At 64.4% G+C, this 23,215-nt stretch carries 18 protein-coding genes and 1 pseudogene; all 19 read right to left on the bottom strand.

What is annotated here, in order from left to right; translation table 11 throughout:
* Positions 1 to 31: 31 nt before the first annotated feature.
* Complete coding sequence (locus H0241_RS24870; protein ID WP_181060473.1) at positions 32 to 1,084, bottom strand: ABC transporter permease; 1,053 nt, start codon at positions 1,082 to 1,084, stop codon at positions 32 to 34.
* Positions 1,084 to 2,601: a sugar ABC transporter ATP-binding protein gene (locus H0241_RS24865; RefSeq protein WP_181060472.1), complete on the bottom strand. Its 1,518-nt coding sequence runs from the start codon at positions 2,599 to 2,601 to the stop codon at positions 1,084 to 1,086. The genes H0241_RS24870 and H0241_RS24865 overlap by 1 nt, the downstream gene beginning before the upstream one ends.
* Positions 2,598 to 3,596, bottom strand: a complete 999-nt coding sequence (locus tag H0241_RS24860) for a LacI family DNA-binding transcriptional regulator (protein ID WP_181060471.1) — start codon at positions 3,594 to 3,596, stop codon at positions 2,598 to 2,600. Before H0241_RS24860 ends, H0241_RS24865 begins: the two co-directional genes overlap by 4 nt.
* Before the next feature lie 336 nt (positions 3,597 to 3,932).
* The gene (locus tag H0241_RS24855) at positions 3,933 to 4,382 is read right to left on the bottom strand and encodes a GFA family protein (RefSeq protein ID WP_181060470.1); all 450 of its coding nucleotides are present in this window, start codon (positions 4,380 to 4,382) and stop codon (positions 3,933 to 3,935) included.
* A 36-nt stretch (positions 4,383 to 4,418) separates the two neighbouring features.
* Positions 4,419 to 4,958, bottom strand: a complete 540-nt coding sequence (locus tag H0241_RS24850; RefSeq protein ID WP_181060469.1) for an isochorismatase family protein — start codon at positions 4,956 to 4,958, stop codon at positions 4,419 to 4,421.
* Between the two features lie 89 nt (positions 4,959 to 5,047).
* On the bottom strand, positions 5,048 to 7,066 hold the full coding sequence (locus tag H0241_RS24845) for an amidase (protein WP_181060468.1): 2,019 nt from the start codon (positions 7,064 to 7,066) through the stop codon (positions 5,048 to 5,050).
* Between the two features lie 297 nt (positions 7,067 to 7,363).
* A complete protein-coding gene (locus H0241_RS24840; protein WP_181060467.1) occupies positions 7,364 to 8,611 on the bottom strand; it encodes an ABC transporter permease in 1,248 nt (415 codons plus the stop codon).
* 36 nt (positions 8,612 to 8,647) lie between these two features.
* Positions 8,648 to 9,358, bottom strand: coding sequence for an ABC transporter ATP-binding protein (locus H0241_RS24835; protein WP_181060466.1), 711 nt, complete (start codon positions 9,356 to 9,358; stop codon positions 8,648 to 8,650).
* Positions 9,359 to 9,363: 5 nt separating this feature from the next.
* Entirely contained in the window at positions 9,364 to 9,822 is a 459-nt protein-coding gene (locus tag H0241_RS24830; protein ID WP_181060514.1) for a hypothetical protein, read from the bottom strand.
* A 116-nt stretch (positions 9,823 to 9,938) separates the two neighbouring features.
* Positions 9,939 to 11,681: an alkaline phosphatase gene (locus H0241_RS24825; protein ID WP_181060465.1), complete on the bottom strand. Its 1,743-nt coding sequence runs from the start codon at positions 11,679 to 11,681 to the stop codon at positions 9,939 to 9,941.
* Between the two features lie 196 nt (positions 11,682 to 11,877).
* Positions 11,878 to 13,908 (bottom strand): SEL1-like repeat protein, encoded by a 2,031-nt coding sequence (locus tag H0241_RS24820; protein WP_181060464.1) that lies wholly within the window; start codon positions 13,906 to 13,908, stop codon positions 11,878 to 11,880.
* 82 nt (positions 13,909 to 13,990) lie between these two features.
* A complete protein-coding gene (locus tag H0241_RS24815; RefSeq protein ID WP_181060463.1) occupies positions 13,991 to 15,556 on the bottom strand; it encodes a WD40 repeat domain-containing protein in 1,566 nt (521 codons plus the stop codon).
* A gap of 105 nt (positions 15,557 to 15,661) precedes the next feature.
* The gene (locus tag H0241_RS24810; protein ID WP_181060462.1) at positions 15,662 to 16,432 is read right to left on the bottom strand and encodes an exodeoxyribonuclease III; all 771 of its coding nucleotides are present in this window, start codon (positions 16,430 to 16,432) and stop codon (positions 15,662 to 15,664) included.
* A gap of 173 nt (positions 16,433 to 16,605) precedes the next feature.
* Positions 16,606 to 17,259, bottom strand: coding sequence for an alpha/beta hydrolase family protein (locus H0241_RS24805; protein WP_181060461.1), 654 nt, complete (start codon positions 17,257 to 17,259; stop codon positions 16,606 to 16,608).
* 176 nt (positions 17,260 to 17,435) lie between these two features.
* Positions 17,436 to 18,557 carry a tetratricopeptide repeat protein gene (locus H0241_RS24800; RefSeq protein ID WP_181060460.1) on the bottom strand — a complete coding sequence of 374 codons (1,122 nt, stop codon included), beginning with the start codon at positions 18,555 to 18,557 and terminating at the stop codon, positions 17,436 to 17,438.
* Positions 18,554 to 19,459 carry a non-homologous end joining protein Ku gene (gene ku, locus H0241_RS24795; protein WP_181060459.1) on the bottom strand — a complete coding sequence of 302 codons (906 nt, stop codon included), beginning with the start codon at positions 19,457 to 19,459 and terminating at the stop codon, positions 18,554 to 18,556. The genes H0241_RS24800 and ku overlap by 4 nt, the downstream gene beginning before the upstream one ends.
* A gap of 294 nt (positions 19,460 to 19,753) precedes the next feature.
* Positions 19,754 to 22,243, bottom strand: a complete 2,490-nt coding sequence (ligD, locus tag H0241_RS24790) for a DNA ligase D (RefSeq protein ID WP_181060458.1) — start codon at positions 22,241 to 22,243, stop codon at positions 19,754 to 19,756.
* A 46-nt stretch (positions 22,244 to 22,289) separates the two neighbouring features.
* The gene (locus H0241_RS24785; RefSeq protein ID WP_181060457.1) at positions 22,290 to 22,514 is read right to left on the bottom strand and encodes a hypothetical protein; all 225 of its coding nucleotides are present in this window, start codon (positions 22,512 to 22,514) and stop codon (positions 22,290 to 22,292) included.
* 315 nt (positions 22,515 to 22,829) lie between these two features.
* Positions 22,830 to 23,045, bottom strand: a pseudogene (locus tag H0241_RS24780) (helix-turn-helix domain-containing protein); the annotation flags it as partial.
* Between the last annotated feature and the right edge of the window lie 170 nt (positions 23,046 to 23,215).

The raw sequence follows: 23,215 nt of genomic DNA, 5'->3' as shown, positions 1-23,215 counted from the left end.
CAGACCTTGGTTGACGTTTCGCCGTCTCCTCCTAACGACCCAAACCCTCGCGGCGGCGAACGAGGGATTGAAGCACTGCCGCCAGAACGATGATCGCGGCTGTCGCGAGCAGCTGCATGGCGGGCGTGATGTTGTTGAGCTGCAGGATGTTGGCGAGTGCGCCCAGCATGATGGTGCCGGCGACGGTGCCAACCATGGAGCCGGCGCCGCCGAACAGGCTGGTGCCGCCGATGACCACGGCGGCGATGGCTGTCAGCTCATAGCCCATGCCGTCATTGGCGCTGCCGAAATTGAACTGGCCGGCATGCACGATGCCGGCGAGCGCCGCAGCAAAACCAGTGATGGCATAGACCGAAATTTTCACCATCGACACCGGCACGCCGGAAATGCGCGCGGCGCGCTCATTGCCGCCGACGGCAAAGACATAGCGGCCGAAGCGCGTGGTGTTGAGGACGATGGTGGCGATCGCCGCAAAGACGATGAAGACCAGCGTGGCCACCGGCACGGTGTTGTTGAACAGGCGCTCGCCCAGCACGGCGAAGACCGGCGGCGCCAGGCCCGGCCCGTCGCCATAGGAGATGTTGATGTACTGATTGCCGGAGACAACCAGCGCCAGGCCGCGCGCGGCCTGCAGGCCGGCCAGGGTGACGATGAACGGTTCGAGCCGGAAGCGGGTGGAGATGGTGCCCTGTATGGCGCCGAAGACGATGCCCAGGGCGAGCACGGCAAGAATGGTGGGTATGAGGCCGAACCCGCCGGAGATCATCATCGAGGCGGTGACGACACTGGAGAGGCCCAGCACCGCGCCGACCGAAAGGTCGATGCCGGCGGTGATGATGACGAAGGTCATGCCGATGGCGATGATGCCGGTCTCCGACACGGCGCGCACGATGTTGGCGATGTTGTCGGGATTGAGGAACAGGATTTCGCCATGGCGGCGCGGCGAGAAGATGATGCCGCCGATCGCCACCAGCACCAGGCCGATCAGGCTCTGGAAGCGCACGATGAGCGCCAGCGGGTCGCGATGTTTTTGGGGCGCCGCCGTCACTGGGCTCGCTGCCACGGAAATCTTGTCCTCAGACATCAGGCCTCCCTGCCGTTGGCCGCGGCCAGCACCGTGTGCTCGTCGACGCCGCCCATGAATTCCGCCACATTGCGCCCCTGGCGCAGCACCACGATGCGGTCGCACAGGCCGATCAGCTCCGGCATTTCGCTGGACGCCACCAATATGCCGAGCCCTTGTGCCGCGAGCGCCCGCAGCCGTGCGTAAATCTCGCCCTTGGCGCCGACATCGACGCCGCGTGTCGGCTCGTCGAGCAAAAGCAGGCGCGGGTTGCCGAGGATTTCTTTCGCCAGCACCACCTTCTGCTGGTTGCCGCCCGACAACGCGCCGACCGCGATATCCGGGTTCTTCGGGCGGATATCGAACTGGCCGAAAGATTGTTTGACCGCCTCGGCCTGCCGGCTTGGCGACATCAGGCCTGCCGGCGAGATGCGACGGATGACCGACATGACAAGATTGAGGCCAACGGCCATGCGCAGCATCAGGCCTGAGCCCCTGCGGTCGTCGGTTACGAAGGCGATGCCCGCGTGGCGGGCAGCGCTGATGGAATCAAGCTTTACCGGCCGGCCCGATATGGCGACCTCGCCTTCCCAGCGGCCGGACAGGCCGGTGCCGTAGAGCGCGGACAACAGCTCGGTGCGCCCTGCCCCCATGATGCCGGCGAGACCGACGATCTCGCCTTCATGGACATCGAGCGACACGCCTATCGGCGCCTGCCAGCCGGCGCTGTCGCGGGCGAGCCGGAAGCTCGCATCGCGCAGGCTGAGCAGCGGTTTTCCTGCGGCCTTGGAACGCTGGGGATAGAGCTCGTCGAGCGGACGCCCGACCAGCAGCCGCACCAGTTCGGCCTGCGGCGCGTGTGGCTCGGTGATGCCGGCAACGCGGCCATCGCGCATCACCGTCACCCGGTCGGCAATACCCGGCACTTCCTCCAGCCGGTGCGAGATGTAGACGATGCCGACGCCTGTGGCGGCGAGCTTGCGCATGATGTCGAACAGCCGCTCGACCTCGCCGACAGTGAGTGCCGCCGTCGGCTCGTCCATGATCAGCACGCGCGAGGCGTAGGACAGCGCCTTGACGATCGCCACCACTTGCCGCTGGCCGATCGACAGGTCCGCCACCATCGCCCCTGGATCGATGGCGATCTCGATCGCTTCCAGCCGCTTCTTCGCCTCGCGGCGCATCGCCGGCACGTCGAGGAAGCCGCCCGGACGCATCAGCTCGCGGCCGAGGAAGAGATTGGCCGCGACGTCGAGCGACGGCACCAGGTCGAGCTCCTGGAAGATGGTGGCGATGCCCGCGGCTTGCGCCTCGCGCGGGTTGTTGAAGCGCACCGGTTTGCCGTCGATCTCGATCGTGCCTTCGTCCGGCATGTAGACGCCCGACAAAAGGTTCATCAGCGTCGACTTGCCGGCGCCGTTCTCGCCGAGCAAAGCGTGGATCTCGCCCGCCTTGAGGTCGAAGTCGACACCGCGCAACGCCTGCACGCCGCCGAAGCGTTTGACGGCGCCGGTCATCACCAGAAGCGGCGCGCTCATTTCGGCCTCCCGCAGGAGGCGCGCGCCTGCAGCGTCGCCTGCAGCCGCACCGAGCGCGGCGCGGACGCGGTCGACGCGATGCGGGCGCTGAGCAGCGCCGCCGCCTGGCGGCCGATCTCGGTGCAGGGCTGCTCGATCAGCGTCAGCCTGGGCTCGAAACAGTCGGCCCATTCGAAATCGTCGAAGCCGACCAGCGACAGATCGCGCGGGATGATTAGACCCTTTTCGCGGATGGCGCGGACGGCTCCGATCGTCGTCATGTTGTTGCCGGTGACCAATGCTGTTGGCGGCTGAGGCAGCGACAGGATGGCGTGGGTGGATGCGGTCGCCGCCGCCGTGTCGACATTCTCCGGCGAGACATAGTGCGGCAGGCTCTCAAGTCCATTGGCGGCGAGCGAAGCGTGGAACGCCTCGATGCGCTCGCGCGTCGTCGCCAGTCCGGGCTGGCCGGCGATATAGCCGATGCGCTTATGGCCGAAGGAAGCGACATGGTCGATCAGCGCGCGCATCGCGGTGTCGTTCTCGACGCCGATCTGGTCGAAGCGGTCATCGGCGAAACGGTCGATCAAAACGCACGGCACTTTTTTGTCGGCGAGATAGTCGATGGCCCGTTGCGGCGAGCCCGACGGCGCCAGGATGACACCGTCGACGCGGCGCTGGTGGAAGGCGCGCACCACTTGCAGTTCGCGGTCGGGGTCTTCCTGCGTGTCGGAGAGAAAGACCATCAGGCCGAGGCGCGCGCATTCGGCCTCGACCGCACAGATGATGTCGGTGAAATAGGGATTGGAGATCGCCGAGATCGCCAGGCCGACACTGTTGGTGGTCGATGCTTTCAGCGACCGCGCCAGCTCGTTGGGCTGATAGCCCATGGCGGCAATGGCGTCGTTGATCAGCTTCGCCTTCTCCAGCGAAACGAAGCGCGTGTTGTTGACGACATGCGAAACAGTCGACACCGACACGCCGGCGCGCCGCGCCACCTCAGCCATTGTCGGCAAGACAATTCAGCGCCTGCAAGCGCTCCTCCCTATGCGTTTCCCGTCCGCTCTGATGGCGGATTTTCGGGGAGCTTAGGGTGATCGAAACGTTTGCGCAATCGATTCGATGGAAATTTTTGCAGACGCTGCGCTCTTACCTTCTCCCCTTGTGGGAGAAGGTGGATCGGCGCTTTAGCGCCGAGACGGATGAGGGGTGTTCCAGCGAAGTGAGGCGTTGGTGTTCCTGCTGCCAGGGAGCGAATGCAGATGTGTGCGTCAAGCTGGAGCACCCCTCATCCGACCTCGCTTCGCGAGGCCACCTTCTCCCACAAGGGGAGAAGGTAAAGCGCTCAGCCTTCAGCGTCCCGCATACTCCGCCACCAGCCCCTCATACTCCTCGAACGCCGGCAGCGCAGCGTAGCTGTGCACCGCCGGCGTCTCCGCCCAGGGCAGTTTCTCGCTGGTCCATGTCTCGATGAACGGCGTGAACCAGCCGGGTTCGTCGAGCATGGTCGGACGCAGATTGACGAACCAGTCGAGCTCTTCGGGCCGCGTAAACATCCAGCTCATGCAATGCGGGCAGAAATAGTGGCGCGAGGCGCCGTGCAGCCCGCCGATCACCGGCTCGCCCTGCGTGATTTCGAACCCATCCGAGGGAATGGCGGCGCTCAGCGAATAGGCGCTGGCCGACATGCGCTGGCAGCCGGTGCAATGGCAGGCCATGGTCAAAAGCGGTGCGGCGGAGATCTTGAGCCGCACACGTCCGCAGCGGCAGCCGCCTTCGGCCGGCAAGGTCAGGGTTGGCAAGACAACTCTCCCAGTCTTCCGTGCGGTTGGCGTGCGTCAGGCTTCGGTCAGCGCCTGCGTCGTCACCAGCGTGGCGCCGTCCTTAGCAAAGGCCGCATTGTGTCGAGCGATGATCTCGGCGGCGGTTGCGTCGAGCGTGTCCAGCGTCGAATGCGCGTCGGAAACCACGATGACGGCGAGGCCTTCGGCCAAGGCGCCCTTGACGGTGCCAGCGATGCAGAAATCGGTTTGGGCGCCGGCGAGCACGACCTCGCCAGCCCCCTGCCCGGCCACCCACGCGCCAAGCTCGGCATTCGAGAAGGCATTGCGGACGGTCTTGGAGAATGTCGGCTCGTCCTTGGCCTGGCCGAGTTCCGGCCATACCGGCCAGCCCGGCTCGCCCGGCGCCAGCGGATCGCCGGCCGGCCCGTCATGCCTGATGAAAGCGACCTTGCGGCCCTCGCGTCGCGCCCAGTCGATCAGCGAACGGGTGCGCTCGGCGATACCCGGCGCATCGTGGATCGGCGGCTCGACGCGCCCGTCGAACATGTTGGTCTGGAGATCGATGACGATGAGGGGAGCGGGAGCTTTTGACATGGCGCGAAGATAGCGCGCGAGGGAGATGGGTCAAGCGGTGGAGTTGCCGATCTCCCCCCTCGAGGGGGGAGATCAGCTATTTCGCCGCCTCACCCGATTCCACCAGTCACCACATAACCACCAGCGGTTCGCCCATCCTCCAGCCGCACGATGACGGTGACGATCGAACCGTAGGCGCCGCGCCAGACGCTGTGGGATCTTTCATGTTCGACTGCTGGCACCAGGATGCTGCCGTAAAGGCGGCCGCCGCGTTGCTGTATGGCGACGGGTTCGCCATTGACATGGACCTTGACGCCAACCGTTTCCGGGTCGATCGCAGCATCGAGTTCGACCGTTACGACGATCTCGGCCTGGTCTCCCCGAAGCCTCGTCTCGGCGGCAAGTGTGAGCGTCAACGGCGGCGTATCGCTGGCCCGCGAGCCACCGCGTTCCGCAAACACATCATCCGCCAGCGCCGGCGTGCGCGGCGGGCTGGTGCGGCGTTGGGTGGCGCGCTCGTAGTCGCCGGCCAAGCGTAGCAGGTTCACATCGTCATAGGCCTTGCCGGCAAACGTCAGCCCGACCGGCATGCCGATATCGGCCATCGTGCCCATCGGCACGGTGACGGTGGGGATGCCGAGATGGCGCCACACCAGATTGCCGTTGGCAACCCAGGTACCATTGCGCCAGGCAAGGTCCGCCGCAGCCTCGTCGACATCTGCATCGGCCGGTCCAACATCGGCGACCGCCGGCAGCACCACCGCGTCGAGCCGGTTCTCGTCCAGCCAGTCCTCGAAATCCAGGCGCCGCGTTGCCTCTAGTCCCTTCAGCCCGTCTTCCATCTCGGGAATGTCGCGGAAGGGCGTCACGCCCTGTTTCGCACGGGTGACATAGTCGGCGAGATCGAAACCGTCATTGCCATAGCGGTCGGGCAGCGTGCCCGGCGGCTGCGGGAAAATTTTTGGGCCGTCGACCGAAGCCAGATCAGGGATGGCGGGATCGGCATTGGCGCGCAGAAAATCGTCCCAGCCCCAGATGCAGAGATCCCAGATTTCGCGCTCGGCGAAGGCTTCCGGCACCAGCCCGCGCTCGACCATGTTTTGCGCACCCGGGCGGTCGCGTTCGTAATTGGAGACGACGGGGAAATCGACCTCGACCACTTCGGCGCCGAGTTTTTCGAGATCGCCCGCCGCCTGCCGCCAAAGGTCGAGCACCGAGGCGCAGGTCTCGATGGGCTTTGTCGCCTCGCCATCGCGGCCGATATACATTTTCGGCACGCCGAGACGCTTGCCCTTCAGCGAGCCTTCCAGTTTGAGCGCGGCGTAGCGTGGCGGCCTGAGATCGGCGCTTTTCGGGATCGGCACCCAGGGCTGCACGCGCCAGAAATCGCCGCGCGTCTCGTCATCGTCGGCGACGATCATGTCGAGCAGTCCGAGCATGTCGGCCATGCCGCGCGTGTGTGGCACCACCACATCCATGGTCGGCACCAGCGGCCAGTTGCCCCTGACCGAAATGACACCGCGCGACGGTGTGTAGGCGACCAGCGCATTGTTCGAGGCCGGCGCCCGCCCCGACGACCACGTCTCCTCGCCCAGCCCAAAGGCAGCGAAGCTGGCGGCAGTCGCCGTGCCCGAACCGTTGGACGAGCCGGAGGCGAAGGCGGCGGTCAGGTAATCGGCATTGTAGGGGCTTTCAGCGCGGCCATAGACGCCGCGCTGCATGCCGCCATTGGCCATAGGCGGCATGTTGGTCAGCCCGATCAGCACCGCGCCGCCGACCCTGAGGCACGCGATGGTAAAGGCGTCCTCATTGGCGACGAGATGCTCGAAGGCCGGCGAGCCGGCCGCCACCGTCATGCCCTTGACCTTGTAACTGTCCTTGGCAGTGTAAGGGATGCCGTCGAGCGGCCCGAGCACAGCACCATTGCGGCGGCGCAGATCGGAGGCGGCTGCCTCCTCGAACATTTTGGCATTGAGCACGGGCACGGCATTCAGCGCAATGCCATGGCGGTCGTAATGCGCAATGCGCCGCAGATATGCGCCGACCAGCTCGACGCTAGTGACAGTGCCCGCCTCCAACGCATGGCGCAGGTCGGTGATCGAGGCTTCGACGAGGTGTAGGTCGGGCATGGTATACTCAAGGTGCAGCGGCACAAGAGTCTTGGCATCGGGCGATGCAAGTGTCACGCCTCAAACGGCGGCATGACAACGAAGCTGCTGATCTCCCCCCTCGTGGGGGAGATGGCCGGCAGGCCAGAGGGGGGCGCTGTCCCGCCAGCCTCTCGATAAAACCGGATAACGTCACATCGAAATTGCATGTCGGATAGCGCGAAACTTCATCGGAGGTCGCGATCCTTCGCGCCCCCCTCTGTCCTGCCGGACATCTCCCCCACAAGGGGGGAGATCGGCAGCGTCGCCAACCCGGTTTCAGTTCCTCAGCGCCTGCGCCGGCGATTGCCGATAGGCGAGGATCGACGGCACCACCGCGGCTAGGCCCGCCACGACAAGCAGGATCAGCACTGAGCGCATATCCTCGATGCGGAACGTCACCGGCATAGCGAAACCGCTGGTCTCGGCCATCGCATGCGCGATCGTCCGGGCTGCCAGATAGCCGAAGAGGAAGCCGAGCAGGACGCCGGCGCCGACGATGACGAACGTTTCCACCCAGACGATCCCAAACACCACCTGGCGCGGCGCTCCGAAGGCGCGCAAGGCGCCGATCTGGTGCCGTCGCTGCAGAACATGGACGATGACGACCAGAAGGATTGCCGCCGCGACGAGGAACTGCGCGCCGGCCGCCACCACGGACAGGATGCGCCGGGCATCGCCGAGCGTACCGTAAAGCCGGGTCAGCACTTCGCCGGGAAAGACCGCCAGCGTGCGGTCGCTGCGATATTGCTGGCGTAGCTTGTAGGCGTCGGCGATGGTGTGCGGCTTCACCAGGACGGCCGGCAGGCCAGGCGCCGAAGGATCGAGAACGGCTTCGGGGTTGATCGGCGTATCGAAACCGTGCAGCTCAGTCCCGTCTTTTGCGTCAACCTGCTCGACAAGTGCTGCTATTCCAGCGCGGCCATTCTCGTGTTTATGAACATGCCACACCGCCTCTATCGGAACGATGATCGCCCGGTCCCAGGCCGTGCCGGTGGGGCTGAGACGGCCGACAATCGTATAGGTGAAATCATTGTGGATTTCGGTTGCCGCATGCAGCTGTCCGTGCGCGGGATGAAAGCGGGCGCCGACGCTTTTGGGCACGGAGGCGCCGACCAGCGCATCGCCAAGTCGCGTAAATGTGCGGCCTTCGGAGACACCGCCCAATCCGTCGACCAGCGCCTGTGTGGTTCCGACGATCGGAAAGTTTTCGACGAAATCACCGAAACCGACCGGCGCCGCCCAGGCCACCCGCTTGTCCCTGACGAGACCGGACAGCACATCGCCCGGCATCAGCGACAGCGGTGCCGCCTGCAGAAACACCGAGGACAGCACCAATTGCGTTTCGCTGCCGGGCGCGCCGATCACGAGGTCGAAGGCATCAGCCGCCTGCGCGCTGCCCAGCCGCAGCGCCCGCTCACTGAGCGTCACCGCAACGCCGAGCGCGGTGGCAAGCGCGATCAGCAGCGCCACGGCGGCCACGCCGATCCAGTGTCGCCTCAGATCCGCGGCGATGAAGCGGAGCATCGGTACTTCCTTTTTTCCAAATTTTCAAAGGCGAGCTCAGAAAGCTTCATCGCGCTCGGCCATCTCCTGCAACGCGCCGGTATCGCGCGTCACCTGACCGGCTTCCAAACGGATCATCCGATCCAGCCTTTCTATGAGCCGTTTTTCATGACTCGCGACGATGAGGGTGGTTCCCGCCTCGCCGGCCAATTGCAGCAATAGGTTCGCCACCGCAATTCCGGCATCCGCGTCGAGGCTGGCGGTCGGCTCGTCGGCGACGACAATGGCCGGTCTTGTGACCAGCGCCCGGGCAACGGCGACCCGCTGCATCTGCCCGCGCGACATGGTCTCGACCGGCTGTCCCGGACGCGAGATTTCGACCCGTTCGAGCAGCCGCAATCCTTCCGCCTTCAACTCGGCCACCGGGCGGACCCTCGACAATCGGCCGGGCAACAGCACGTTTTCCAGCGCCGACAGGCCGGGGCAGAGGTAGAACTCCTGCATGACCAGGCCGACATGGGCGGAACGCCAGCGGTCGCGCCTGGCTTCGGAGAGGCTGGAAAGCTCGGTATCGCTCCAGCGCACCGAACCGTGGCGTGTCCTTTCCAACCCGGTCACGATGTTGATGAACGTCGTCTTGCCCGATCCCGAAGGCCCGGTCACGGCGACTTTTTCGCCGGGCCTGATGTCCAGCGCAGGCACGGCCAGCGCCGGCTTCTCAAGGTCGCGGAAGGAGACCCGCAAATCGCGCATGGACAGGCCGAGCATGATCGCTACGCCCGCTGGAAATGCGCGTCGACGATGCGCAAAAGGCTGACGAAGCCGGTTTCCGGATCGGTCCACGAGCCGACTTCCAGTCTGCCTCCCACTTCAATGAGGGCGTTGGCCTGTTCGAAGGTTTGCGCCTGGTCAAGATAGATGACGACGATGTTGTCCGGCCAGTCGGCGTCGGACGAGCAGAACGGACACAGCGCCATCGGTATCTCGGTCAGGACGAAGAATTTCGCCTCGGCCTTGAGCGGCGGCGCCATGAAACCCTGCATGGTGACGTTCTGGCCGGCAAGCATCTTGACCTTGTCGGAAAAGCTCATGCCGAGCACGCCGATCTTGGCGTAGAGGTCATCGAAGGTGAGCGGCGAGGACGCGGCCGACGCGCCGCGCAGAGCCGCCGCAAGACAGAGCGTAGCCGAACCGAGCAGCATGCCGCGACGGGTGATCGGTCTGCACTCCATGATTGCCATTCCCTTGTCGACCGGCACGGGCACCGTCAGCGCCCGAACCATCGTCCCTGCCCGCTCCATCCGCAAGCGCCGGATGGAGCCGCCGGGATCATCATAGACTGCGCGGCTCAGTTCGTCGCCGGCGCCAGTCCGAGCGCATCGGCAAGGACCTTGTAGACGTCGCTCTCCTCCATGTAGCCCTTGAACCCTTCCGCGCCTGGGCCGGTGGCCTGCAACACGACGTCATCGACGGCATGGACCGCGCTATCGGCCGACTTCGGCAGATTGCCGATGCGCAGCACGGCGCCGGGCACGTCCTTGTACTTCTCGTTGGCGACATACTGCTTGCTCTCGTTCTGCACCGCCGGCACGAACGGGCCGTCGAGCTTCGGGCGGAACGTCTCGTAGTAGTCCGGGAAGTTGGCGCCGAAGATTGCCAGGCGGCGCGAGACATCGACGCTATCGGGGTAGCCGTCGTTGTTCTTGTCCTCGTAGTTCGGGAAGCCGGCGTCGGCGTAGGTGCCGACCTTGTCGCGCATGTCGGGGCCTGGCTTGTTGTCGTCGATGGTGCCGACGATGGAGACGCTGTGGGTATGGTCGCCGGTGACGACGATCATCGTATCGGGATGGGTCTTGGCGAATTCCACGGCGGCTCCAACTGCCTTGTCGAACTCGATGACCTCGACCATGGAGCGCTCCCAGTCCATCGGATGCGACATCTTGTCGATCGAGGCGCCTTCGACCATCAGGAAGAAGCCTTCCGGATTCTTCGACAGTTCGCCGAGCGCAACATTGGTCATTTCGACCAGACCCGGCTGATTGGGGAAGGTTTCCACGGTGCCCTTCTTAAGGAAATCGCGGTCGAGCGTGACATCCATGTTGCCGGTGTGGAACAGGCCGAGGATCTTGCCGGTGTTGGTCTTGGACGCGGCCTCGAGTTCGGTCTTGTCGGTGGCAAGCGCGTATCCGGCATCGCGGAATTTCGCGATGTAGTCGGTGTCGTCCTTGCGCTTGGAGCCAGCCGTGCTCTGCGGCAGGAAATAGGCGGAGCCGCCGCCGAGAATGATTTCGGGCTGCGTCTGGTAGAACATGCCGACGATGTCGGCCTTGTCGCCGCGGCTGCGGGTATGAGAGACGACTGCTGCCGGGGTGGCGTCCTCGACCTCGGCCGTCGAGACGACGCCGATCGACTTCTTGCCGGTGCGCCGCAAAGCCTCGGCGATGGTCTCGACCTTCGGGTCATCCTGGCTCGGCTTGGTGCGGTCGGCATAGACGCCGAGCGCGTTCACCGCCGTCTTGTGACCGGTCATGTAGGCCGACATGGTGTTGGCGCTGTCGGTGGCGATGGCGTTGGTCGACGACGTGCCGATAAAGGCCATATGGTCGAGATCGTCCATGTTGAGCCGGCCGTTCGCCTTGCCTTCGGTCATGCCCTTGGACATGATCCGCGCGCCGGTGCGGTGCGCAACCGACATGCCGTCGCCGAGCAGGAAGATGACGTTCCTGGCGCGCGGCGTCGCAGAGGTTCCGAACACCTCCCATTTGACGGACTTGGTCTCATCGCCGGCCTTGGCTTCGATCTCATAGGTGCCGGGCTGGGCGATGCTGGCGGCGCGGATCAAAATGGCGGAGGCATCGACCCCCTCTTCCTTCTCCACGAACTCGACCTTCTTGCCGAGGACCTCTTCGACCGGCTTGCCGTTGATCGTCACCGTGACTTGGTCTGGGGTGACGACCTTGTCGAACTCGACCTTCAGGTCGAAGGGAGATTGGGCGAGGATCGTGGCGCGGTCGAGAGGATAGATCGTGGCTGCACCAGCAGCGCTGGCAAGACTTGTCGTAACGGCAAGCGCGATGAGGGGGCGAAGCATAAGTGACCTCCAAAATTGACTGATAAAAGACAGTTTTTGGTATCCGCTGCCGATGTCCGTTATATGACACGACCTTGCCTGGACCGCTCACATTTCTGCGCCATCCGGAGCCGGTCCAGGCTCGGGATTGAACGAAGCTGCCGATGCGGCGCTCACTTGGTCGCCGGCTATCGCCAGCGTTGCTTGAGCACTCAGCTCATAGCGTCTTGCTGTCGAACTGGCCGTTTTCCTTCATCAGGTCGAGAAAGGTCTTGGCGCTGGAATTACCGTGGGCCGCAGCCTTGAGAAACCATTTGCCAGCTTCCTCGTAGTTTGGCTTCCCACCGATGCCGCGGTAATAGAGCGAGCCCAGACTGAACTCGGCATCGACATTGCCGGCCCTTGCTGCTTCCAGCCACCAGGACTCAGCAGCCTTGTCGTCTCTTGTAATGCCTACGCCGTTGGCCGAGGCATAGGCCAAACTGAGCTGGGCATCGACATTTCCCTGCCGCGCCGCCTTGAACCACCAGGCCGCCGCATCCGCACCGCTTTGCGCAACGCCGACACCCTCGGAATAGGCTGTGCCCAGCGCTTTCTGCGCGAAGGCATTGCCCTGGTCGGCGGCTTTGCGCCAGAGCCCTGCCGCCTGAACGGGGTCCTTCGTTACTCCCATACCATCCCAATACAGCCCACCGAGAGCGACCTGCGCAAGGTCATTGCCCTTGTCGGCCGCCTTGCTCAGCCAGTCGAATGCCTGCCTCTCATCCTTCCCAACGCCTTGCCCGTCCCGATACACGACCCCGACATTGTACTGCGCGACCACATGACCTTTGAGGGCGGCCTTCATCCACCATTGGAAGGCAAGATCATTGTCTTGCGCAACGCCGTGGCCCTCGTGGTAAAAGACGCCAAGCAGGTACTGAGCGTCGGCATTTCCACCGTCGGAAGCCTTTTGTGCCCAAGTCGCGGCCAACGCATCGTCCCGCCCGACGCCTTCGCCGAGGGAATACGCCCGGGCCAGATTGGCACCGGCTTCGGCATTCCCCGCTTCCGCGGCCTTGCGCCACCAATAGACCGCCTGGTCGGCGCTCTTCGCGACGCCTTGGCCCATCGAATAATATCCGCCCAGATTCGACTGAGCGAACACAAAGCCCTGATTGGCAGCCTTGTTCATCCACGCAAATGTCTGGCTGTCGTCCCTGGCTGTTCCTTTTCCCTGACCATATGCAGCCGCCACCGCGTATTGGGCTTCCGCCAGACCGGCGGTTGCGGCCTTCATCCACCATTCGAATGCAAGACGGTCATCCTGACCAACGCCGTGCCCCCGCGAATACAAGGTGCCCAGCAGGGCCTGGGCATTCGGCTCGCCGGCATCGGCCGCCTTTTTCACCCACATTACGGCGGCCTGATCATCCTTCGTGCGGCCTTGACCGAGATAGTAGGCACGGCCGAGACAGAAAGCGGCCTCCGCGTTTCCTTGATCAGCCGCCTTGCGCCACCAGGAGACAGCCTGCTCATAGCTTTGCGCAACGCCGCGGCCCTGCGCATACAGGACGCCGACGGTGTACTGACCATTCGCATTGCCCGTGTCGGCTGACTGCCGGGAGAACTTCAACGCCAGTTGATCGTTTCTTTCGACCCCTTGGCCGTTGAAATAGGCTTGGCCGAGAGAATATGCGGCTTCCCCGCTCCCCTTATCGGCCGCCTTGCGCCACCAATAGAGAGCCTGCTCATAACTTTGCGCCACCCCCTGGCCTTGCCAGTACAAGACACCGAGTTGGTACTGCCCATTGATGTTGCCTTTGTCGGCGGCCTTTCGTGAAAAACTCTCGGCAAGCCGACTGTCCTTTTCGACGCCCCTGCCGGCAAAGTAGGCTTGACCCAGCGCGGCTATAGCTTCCGCATTGCCGCCATCGGCGGATTTCTTCCACCAATACACCGCCTGGCCGTCATTTTGCGCCACGCCCTCGCCGCGCCAGTACAGCGCGCCAAGTTGGCCTTGTGCGTCGACATTGCCAGCGTCCGCCATGACCTTCATTTGACGGAATACCTCGGCATAATCCTTTGCCTGGAGAGCCGCTGCACCCTTTTGTGCCGCCGACCACTGCGCATAGTAATTTCGGACAGGACCGAGCAGCACAAAAACGGCCAGCAACCCCAGAACGACGGTGAGGACCCCTCGGCGACGCGACTTGGGCGGGCTGTAGACAGGTGTATCCACTTTGGGCGGCCAGTCGTTGTTGCTCACGGTCCCCAATCCATTTGCAGCCACCAGTAATCCTTAGCGCAAGCCAGGCTGTTCTGGAATATCCAAAGCATTGGACGTCGCGCTACTGCGGCGCGCCGGCGAACAGTATCTCGCTATCGCCGCCCGTCGCCGGCCAGTCCCTGATGGTGTGGTCGTCGCCGCCGGTGAGCAGCGTGCCGTCGGGGGCGAAGGCGACGGCGTAGATCGGGCCGGTGCGGCTGTCGAACATGGCGATTTGGTTGCCGGTGTCGACGTCCCACAGTCGCGCCGTGCCGTCGAGCGAGCCGGAGGCCAGGCGCTTGCCGTCGGCCGACAGCGCGAGCGTGTAGACCGTGCCTTCGTGGCCTTCGAAGCGGCGCAGTTCCCTAAAGGTGTCGAGGTCCCAGAGCTTGATCGTGTAGTCGCCGCTGCCGGTGATGGCGTGATGGCCGTCGGCGGTGAAGACGGCGCCGTAAGTGCCCTGTTCGTGACCGTGCCAGCTGCGCAATTGCTTGCCGCTTTCGACGTCCCAGTATTTCAGCGTGCCGTCGAGGGAGCCGCTGAGCGCGCGCGTGCCGTCGGGCGAGATGGCCACCGTGCTGATCGGCCAGTCATGTCCGGTCATCACATGCAGCGCTGACTTGTTCACCAGGTCCCAGACGATGACGTTGCCGGTGTCGTGGCCGCTGACGGCGCGTTTACCGTCCCGGCTGATCGCCAGTTTTCGGACACCGCCATTCGCGCCCGACGAGAAGACATGAAGCACCGCGCCGTCGGCGAGCTTTCGCAACACGATCTCGCCATCGTCGCCGGCGGTCAGCGCGGTGGCGCCGTCGGGCATGAACAGCGCCGTGCGCGCCATGTCCTTGTGCTCGCCGAGGTTGCGGATCAGCCGCTTGCCGGCGATATCCCAGAGCTTGATCATGTGGTCGGTGCTGGCACTCATGATGTCGCGGCCATCGGCAGACACGGCGAGCCAGACGACGGCATCGCGGTGGCCGTCGGGCTCAGTCGGCAATGGTGGCTCGGCGGGCGGCAATGGCGCGACGGTTTCGGGCGGAGCCGGAAGCGCGGCCTGGGGTGGCATGGCCGGAGCCGGCGGCGGAGCAGCTTCCGGTGGCGGGGCAGCCGGGGCAACAGCGACCTCGGGTGGCTGCGCCGGTATGGGCGGCGGCGCTGGCTGCGCCGGCTCCGGCGGTTTGGCTGCCTGCACCGGCGGAGCTGGCGGCGTCGCCAAGTCCGGCGGGACCCCGGCGACATCCTGGCCTTTCGGCCCGGCTTTGGGTTCGTTCGGGGCGGCTACCTCAGCGCCCGGGCCGGATGCGCGCAGCGGACCGAACTGGTCGGCCAGCAACGCCAGAACGACAATCGCTGGCAGAACCAGGAAGGTTCTCCGCAGCCGTGGCCTGCCGGGGTTTTGCACCTCGGCCGCCCGACCGAACAGCGGTGTTCCGGACGGCTGGTTCGGACGTCCCGGCAACAGGCCGGCAAAGAACAACAGCGCCCCGATCACACAGACCGCGCCGGCCGCGAACAAGGCAACCAGGTGCACGGAGGCAAAGGATGCCGCGATGCTCGCATCGCCCTGCGCCAGACGCTGTATGGCGAAGCAGACCACGCCGATAGCCAGCGAGAGCAGTCCAAGCAGCCTGTCAGCGCCCCTGTTCATCGACTCTTCCCCCGGGCTGCAAGCTTTGCGGCCGCCCATTCACGAAACTGGCAATGAAACGCGTAGCGCAAAATGTCATGCATGAAAGTGGCTGACATCACGCAGCTACTTCAGTTCCACCCATACCGGCGCGTGGTCGCTGGCGCCGTCCGCACCGCGAACATCGCGATCGATGCCGGTGGCAGTGAGGCGGCGCGCCAGTTTCTTCGACAGCAATATGTGATCGAGTCTCAAGCCGGCATCGCGCGGCCAGCGGTTGCGGCGGTAATCCCAGAATGTGTAGAGCGTTTCCTTGGGATGCTTCTTGCGCAGCGCATCCGTCCAGCCCTGCTCAAGCAGCCGCTGGAACGACGCCCGGCTTTCGGGCTGGACCAGCGCGTTGTCGTCATAGGAGCGGGTGGCGTAGATGTCGCGCGGCTCGGGCACGATGTTGTAGTCGCCGACCAGCGCCACCGGCAGGCCGGTGTCGAACAGCTGTTCGGCATGCGCTTCCAGCCGTTCATGCCACGCCAGCTTGTACTGGAATTTCGGCCCCGGCTGCGGATTGCCGTTGGGCGCATAGAGGCAGGCGATGACGACACCATCGACGGCCGCCTCGATGTAGCGGCTCTGCCTGTCGGCGTCGTCGCCAGGCAGCGCGTCCGCGGTCAGCACCGGCTCGGATCCTCGCGCGAGTATGGCGACGCCATTCCAGGTCGGCTCGCCCTTCCACACCGCGCCATAGCCGGCATCGGCCAGGGCCGTGCGCGGAAACTGCATGTCGCGCGCCTTCAACTCCTGCAGGCAGACGACGTCGGGTTTTGCGACCGCCAGCCAGGCCAGCAGGTTTTGCAGCCGGCTGTTGATGTTGTTGATATTGAAGGAGGCGATTTTCATAGAGAATACCGGGCACGCCTTTCGCTTCGTCATCCTCGGGCTTGACCCGAGGATCCATGCCGGGACGCCTGCCATGGAACGCGGCGAGGCAGAATTCTGCTTCGTAGCTGCGCTCGAAAGTCACGGCATGGATCCCAGGGTCTGCGCCGCGTCGCTTCGCTCCTTGCTTCGCCCTAGGATGACGAAGGCAATGGCCGCGCCGTCCACGCCTTCACCGTCTCGGCCAGCGTCTTCAGATGATCCGCCGTCGAAAACCCCGACAGCGCCTTGCGTGGTTTCAGATCGTGGTCGCCATCCTCCAGCCAGATCACTTCGATGGCGTCGGACAGCGCGTAGGTGGCGACCTCTTTCCTGGTGCCGAACTCGTCGCGCGTGCCCTGGAAGATCAGTGTCGGTGTCTTGAGATCGGCGAGATGTTTTGTCCTGAGCTGCTCGGGCTTGGCCGGCGGATGGAAGGGATAGCCGAGACAGATCAGCCCGGCGATCTCGCCCTTGGCGAACATCTCGTCGGCGACCATCGAGGCCACGCGCCCGCCCATCGACTTGCCGCCGATGATGAGCGGCCCGGTGACGCCCCTCGCCCGGAGATCGGCGATGGCCTTGATGTATTCCGGGTTCACCGTCTCGGCGCGTGGCGGCGGCTTGCGATGGCCGTAGCGGCGAGCGGCCATGTAGTGGAACTCGAAACGCGCAACCTGGAAGCCGGCAGCCGCCAGCGCCTTGGCCGTAGCGGTCATCGAGGGAGAATCCATCGACGCGCCGGCGCCATGCGCGAGCAGGATGGTGACGGGAGCGGTGTCGAAGCCGTCGAAGAGGAACGTGGTCATGGAGACTCCAACGTTGGTGACCCCTTCTCCCCTTGTGGGAGAAGGTGGCCGAGCGCAGCTCGGTCGGATGAGGGGTGTTCCAGGGAACGCCTGCATCTCATTCCTTCCAACACCCCTCAACCGTCTCGGCGCTGCGCGCCGATCCACCTTCTCCCACAAGGGGAGAAGGCAAGAACTCACCCCGCCGTGCGCGTCATCTGCAGATCGACGAACTGTATCCCCTTGGCCGCCATCCGCGCCCATTCGGACTCAGCGTCGAGTTCGAGATAGCGCACCCAGTTGCGGCGCGCTTCAGCCAGATTGCCGGCGTCGAACTCGAGCCTTGCGAGGTTGAACACCGGATCGGCATAGCCCTTGTCGAGCGCAATGGCCTTTTGCAGGTGCCGGCGCGCCGAAGCCACCTTGCCCTGATCGCTCATCAGTCCGGCGAGATTGAACCATGCCTCGACGAAGGCCGGATCGAGTTTGATCGCCCTTGCATAGTCATGCGCCGCGTCGGCCACGCGGCCGGCGCCGCGCAGGCAGTTGGCGCGGTTGAAGGCGGCAATGGCGTCACTCGGATCGATGCTGAGGCAGCGCTGGTAAAGCGCCGCTGCCTGCTCGTGGTCGCCCTGCTCTTCCGCGCTTTCCGCCTCGGCGAACAAGTCCTCCAGCGTGTCATCGCCGGCTGCACTGCCGAGATCGAACAGCAGCTGGCCGTCGAGCTCGCTCTGGCCGCCTTCGAGATAGATCGCATCCGGCCGGCCATGCTGCGAGCCGACATTGAGTGATTTGGCGGTGAGCGAGGCGACCGGGCCGGAGCGATGCACGGAGCGCGCGATGGCGCCCCATGAAGCGCCGCCGGCGACCAGTCCGGCATATTTGCGGGCGAGGATCAGGTCGCGGAAGGAATAGGGTTCGCCATCATGCTCGAAGGCGTCGAACAGGCTGAGCAGGTCGAGATCAGCGCCCGACAGCTTGGACTGGTCGATGAGCGACTGCCTGGACAGCGAAGACGTTTCGGGCGCCTTTATCAGGCCGAGCAGACGCAGGAAGCCATTTTCGCTGAGAAGTGTGCGGCCGGCGGCGCGCTCGGCGATAACGCGGCGCTCGATCTCGGCATCGCCGGTCTTCGCCATGCCGGCCTTGGCAAGCAGCGTGCGCCCGAACGCGACATGGCTGGTGCGCCTGGTGACGCCGCGCCGCAACTGGCCGTGCCGGCGCTCGACCTCGCGCGCGGCCAGCCGCAGCGGGAACGCCACCAGCGCGCCGATGGTGCCGAAGACGGCGCCGGAGGTTATGCCGGTGGGCGCCGTCACCCCTTGCTCTTGCCGACGGCCTTGAGCAAATTGGCCTTCAACGGATTTTCCTTGGCCGCGCCTGCCTTGGCTTTGGCGGCGGGCTTTTCAGCCTCGTCGGCCTTGCTCTTCGACTTGGCCGGCGGCTTGGCCGATTGCGAGAGGCTCGCCTTCAGCGCATCCATCAGGTTGATGACATTGCCGCGTTCGGGAGCCGCCGCAATGATCGGCTTGTGCCCCTTCAGCTTCTCTCGGATCATCTGCATCAGCGCGATCTCGTAGCGGTCCTCGTAGTTCTTCGGGTCGAAGGTGGTTTCCTTCTGCTTGATCAGCGCTTCGGCCAATTGCAGCATTTCAGCGTCGGGCTTGCCGGCCGGGATGTTGCCGAAATATTCAGCTGTGCCACGCACTTCGTTCGGGTTCCTCAAGGTGCAGACGAACATGCCGTTCTCGCGCGAACCGATCGTCACCACCCGCTCGCGGCTGGACAGGACAAGGCGGGCAATGGCGAGCTTGCCGGACTTGCGCATGGCTTCACGCAGCACGGCGAAGGTTTCCTCGGCCATGGCGCCATCCGGAGCCATGTAGTACGGCGCATCCTGGTAGATGACGTCGACCTCGTCTTCGTCGACAAAGGCCTCGATGTTCATCGTGTGGTTGGATTCGATGCGCACCGCTTCGAGGTCGGCATCATCGATGATGATGTACTGCTTGTCCTCGTACTCGTAACCCTTGACCAGATCCGAACGCTCGACCAACCCCAGTTCGGGGTCGACCGGCTTCATGTTGATGCGGTTGTGGGTCTTCTTGTGCAGCTGATTGAACGAGATGCGCTCGCTGGTCGTCGTTGCCGGATAAAGCCGGACCGGACAGCTGACGAGGCTGAGCTTGAGGTAACCTTTCCAACTTGCCCTGGGCGCCATGAACTCTCTCCTACGCGGCCATGCACTGACATTTCAGATTGAGCATGATCTTATCCGAAAACCGGTTCCCACTTTTCGGGATCATGCTCTCTGCAGCGCTTCGTCCGAAGGACGAATGGCGCTGCGAAAATCCTACACTGGCCCCAAACATACCGGCAAATTCCTGACGAAACCTTCCAGGCAGGTTGGAGGGGCTGTTGCTAGAGAATAGTTCAAATTGTTCGCATGGTCGATGGAATTGGAATCGGCCCAGCAAAACTTGGGTTCTCGCCCCTGCCGAGCGGGGAGAGGAACCTAGGTCTTGAAAGCAGGCAAATCCCTGGCGAAATCCTCCATGTCCGCCCAGGGATCGCCCGACGTCGCCAACAGGCCCGGCAGCGAGGAATAGTTCAGATCCTGCGGCGCATCGATGGTCTCCAGGTCGCTCCAGCTTACCGGTGTCGAGGCGGGGAGATTGGTGCGGGCACGCAGCGAATAGGGGGCGGCGGAGGTGTGGCCACGGGCGTTGCGGTGATAGTCGATGAAGATGCGGCGCTTGCGATTTTCCTTGCCCATGGTGGTGGTGAAAGTGTCGGGCGCGCTGGCCGCCAGCTGGGTGGAGATGGCGCTGGTCGCCTGGTGCAGCTTCTTCCAGTTCTGCTTTTGCGTCACCGGCACCGTGATGTGGATGCCACTGCCGCCAGACGTCTTGGCGAACGGCACCAGGCCGAGCCCTTCCAACTGGCCCTTGATGTGGACGGCGGCCTCCACCACTTCGCGCCAGGCGATACCCTCCCCCGGATCGAGGTCGAAGACGATCAGATCGGGCTTGTCGAGACTGGTGCGGTGGGTGCCCCAGGTGTGGAACTCGACGACGCCGAACTGGGCCAGCGCCAGATAGCCTTTTGCGCCTTCGACCGACAGGAAGGATTTGGTTTCGCCCTCGGAATTGACGGTATCGAACGTCACCACCGAGGGCGGCATGCCGGTGAAGGCGTGGCGCTGGAAGAAACAATCCTTCGGCAGGCCGGTCGGACAGCGCACCAGCGACACCGGGCGACCCATAATGTGCGGCAGCATGAAGTCGCCGACCAGCGCGTAATAGACGGCGATGTCGAGCTTGGTCGGTCCGGTCTTGCCGAACAGCCGCCGCTCCGGATTGGTCACCCAGATGGTGGCGAGATCGGCCTCGGCGATCAGCCGCTTGCGCTTGGGTGATACCGGCGTCGACAGGCCGACATCGCGCAGGCCACGGAACACGCCATGGCGCAGCGAATTGTCCGCCGTGCGGTTGGCGTAGTGGATGCGGGCCGACAGCAGCGGCCGCACCCATTTCATCTCGCGCATGATCTCGCGCGGCACGCCTTCGGGCGCCGTCGCGCCGTCGCGCAGCGGCTCCAGCCGCGCCAGCAATTCGGCTGCCGTCGCTGCGTCGAAGCCGGTGCCCACCTTGCCGCGATAGTGCAGTTCGCCATTCTCGAATTCGGCCATGCCGAGCGCGGCCAGTCCTTCGGCGGCGTCGGAGATGGTGTAGCCGGCTATGACGAAATCGCCCTTCTGCAGCGCCTTGACCTTGGTCCAGCTCTTGGTGCGGCCGCTCTGGTAAATGGCGTTGGCGCGCTTGGAGACGACGCCTTCCAGCCCGAGTTCGGTCGCCTGATCGTAAAGCCCCTGCCCGTCGCCCTCGACATGATCGCTCAACTGAATGGCGGAGTTGGCGCCGGCGCCGGCGAGAAGCTCGGCGAGCAGGGCTTTGCGTTTTAAGAGCGGCGCCTTGCGCAAGTCCCAGCCGTCGAGATGCGGGAGGTCGAAAGCGTAGAAATGCAACTTGCTGCCGGCGCCCGCCGACAGGGCATCCTGCAGCAGCGCGAAACGGGAAATGCCCTTCTCGTCCAGCACCATGATCTCACCGTCGATGATCGCCTGGCTGAGCGGCAGCCGCGAGAAGGCTTGCGGCAGGTCGCCATAGCGTTTCGTCCAGTCGATGCCACCACGCGTGATCAGCCGGACCTCGCCATCGATGATATGCGCCATGGTGCGATAGCCGTCGAACTTGATTTCATGCAGCCAGAGTTCGCCTGTGTCTTCCACCGGCCCGCCCGGTGGCTTCGGCACCTGGGTTGCAAGTTGAGGCTCGATGCGTGACGGTGGATCGCCCCTCACAGCGCCGGGCAACGCGCCGGGTTTCAGCGTGCCGGGTCTGGGCGGCAGGCGCGCCGGCTTCTTCGGCGGCGCCACCAACTCCTCGATGCGCTTGCCGGATTTCACGCTTTCCGGCCGCGCTTCGAGGATATCGAGCTCGGTGTCGGAAGCGAGGTCGCGCTCCTTGAACAAGAGCCAGTTTTTCTTGTTCTCGTCCTCGCCGGGCTTTGGTTTCAGACGCGTCAGCATCCAGCCACCAGTGAGTTTTTCGCCGGCCAGCCGGAACTTGAAGGCGCCGGTCCTCAGACTTTTTTCGACATCGTCCATCGGCGCCCAGGTGCCGGTGTCCCAGACGATCATCGGCCCGCCGCCATATTCGCCTTCGGGAATGACGCCTTCGAAGTCGATATATTCGAGCGGATGATCCTCGGTCTCGACGGCGAGGCGCTTGTCGGCCGGGTTGAGTGACGGCCCGCGCGGCACCGCCCAGCTTTTCAGCACGCCGCCGACCTGCAGGCGCAAATCGTAATGGTCGGCGGTGGCGTGATGCTTGTGAACGACGAAGCGATTGCCATCGCCTGAAATGAACCCGCCCGCCGGTTCCGGCGTCTTCGAAAATTCGCGCTTGGCGCGATAGGCTTTGAGCTTGGGCGGGGTGGTCATGTCCGCATGCTAGGCGGGATGCGGCAACTGCTCAATCGATGGCAGCTCAATCGTCGGTGGCCGGCGTCAGGTCGAGCTCGGCCGGCGAAAGGCCGCCCTGAAGCTGGCTCAGCCGGAATTCATCGACCCAATAGGCCTCGCCGTCGACCAGCACGCGGGCCGAGTAGACGCCGCCGGAAAAGCTTTGCGCGGTGACGTACACCTTGTGGCGGTCGAGCGCCTTGCGCACCGCGGCGCGCTTGGAATTCTGGCTGGTGACGGAACTGGCCATGGCTCACTCATACACAAGCGCCGCAAGACATGGCGGCCCTATTAGGATGCTGGAGATCGGGTGCTCTGTCAATTTTGACCGCCTGCGGGCATGACGACCGGCGGCAGTAAAAAGCCCGCTACCTCTAGGCAACGGGCTTTGCAGTGACTGCGATCGTGGCTAGAACGTCGAAGGAAGCTGGAGCGCAATGGCGCGCGAGAGCTGCTGACGCCTGTTCAGCGTCGGCTTTTCATAAATTTTCTTCATCGATATCCCCATAGCCCCAATGGCCGCCGGCACGGGGCGCTTCTAACCGGGCTTTGTCAAGCCAAGCCCTTATTCCGCCGCCAGCTGGGAGCGTCCCCGCACCGTACTGCGATAGACGTTCGGGGCGCTGCCGGTGACACGCTTGAAGGCGTTGGAAAAAGCGCTGTCGGAGGTGTAGCCGAGCCGGCGGGCGAGGCCAGAGACGGCGAGGGTGTCCTCGCGCAGCGCCCGTTCGGCGAGCCGCATGCGCCATTGCGTGAGATAGGCGAGCGGCGCGACGCCGGCACGCATGGGTGGCGTCTATTGCGAAAACGTCGACATCGCGCCGGTCCGAAAACAAGATGACGGCGTGCTGCCAGGGCGGCGCCCGCCTGACCGGGACGCTGGGCGTGATGCCCTATGCGGTCGACGCGCAATCTGCCGAGCGACTATGGAAACGGAGCGAGCGGCTCCTA

Source organism: Mesorhizobium neociceri (genome assembly GCF_013520985.1).
Classification (GTDB): Bacteria; Pseudomonadota; Alphaproteobacteria; order Rhizobiales; family Rhizobiaceae; genus Mesorhizobium; species Mesorhizobium neociceri.
This window is presented reverse-complemented; position numbering and strand designations above follow the sequence as displayed.

What these genes read in the sequence shown, in the direction of transcription:
- ku (WP_181060459.1), bottom strand. Translation starts at nt 19,459, where the DNA reads ATGGCGCCCAGGGCAAGTTGGAAAGGTTACCTCAAGCTCAGCCTCGTC.
- H0241_RS24865 (WP_181060472.1), bottom strand. Translation starts at nt 2,601, where the DNA reads ATGAGCGCGCCGCTTCTGGTGATGACCGGCGCCGTCAAACGCTTCGGC.
- H0241_RS24840 (WP_181060467.1), bottom strand. Translation starts at nt 8,611, where the DNA reads ATGCTCCGCTTCATCGCCGCGGATCTGAGGCGACACTGGATCGGCGTG.
- H0241_RS24815 (WP_181060463.1), bottom strand. Translation starts at nt 15,556, where the DNA reads ATGAACAGGGGCGCTGACAGGCTGCTTGGACTGCTCTCGCTGGCTATC.
- H0241_RS24805 (WP_181060461.1), bottom strand. Translation starts at nt 17,259, where the DNA reads ATGACCACGTTCCTCTTCGACGGCTTCGACACCGCTCCCGTCACCATC.
- H0241_RS24850 (WP_181060469.1), bottom strand. Translation starts at nt 4,958, where the DNA reads ATGTCAAAAGCTCCCGCTCCCCTCATCGTCATCGATCTCCAGACCAAC.
- H0241_RS24825 (WP_181060465.1), bottom strand. Translation starts at nt 11,681, where the DNA reads ATGCTTCGCCCCCTCATCGCGCTTGCCGTTACGACAAGTCTTGCCAGC.
- H0241_RS24830 (WP_181060514.1), bottom strand. Translation starts at nt 9,822, where the DNA reads ATGGAGTGCAGACCGATCACCCGTCGCGGCATGCTGCTCGGTTCGGCT.
- H0241_RS24870 (WP_181060473.1), bottom strand. Translation starts at nt 1,084, where the DNA reads ATGTCTGAGGACAAGATTTCCGTGGCAGCGAGCCCAGTGACGGCGGCG.
- H0241_RS24785 (WP_181060457.1), bottom strand. Translation starts at nt 22,514, where the DNA reads ATGGCCAGTTCCGTCACCAGCCAGAATTCCAAGCGCGCCGCGGTGCGC.
- H0241_RS24835 (WP_181060466.1), bottom strand. Translation starts at nt 9,358, where the DNA reads ATGCTCGGCCTGTCCATGCGCGATTTGCGGGTCTCCTTCCGCGACCTT.
- H0241_RS24810 (WP_181060462.1), bottom strand. Translation starts at nt 16,432, where the DNA reads ATGAAAATCGCCTCCTTCAATATCAACAACATCAACAGCCGGCTGCAA.
- H0241_RS24845 (WP_181060468.1), bottom strand. Translation starts at nt 7,066, where the DNA reads ATGCCCGACCTACACCTCGTCGAAGCCTCGATCACCGACCTGCGCCAT.
- ligD (WP_181060458.1), bottom strand. Translation starts at nt 22,243, where the DNA reads ATGACCACCCCGCCCAAGCTCAAAGCCTATCGCGCCAAGCGCGAATTT.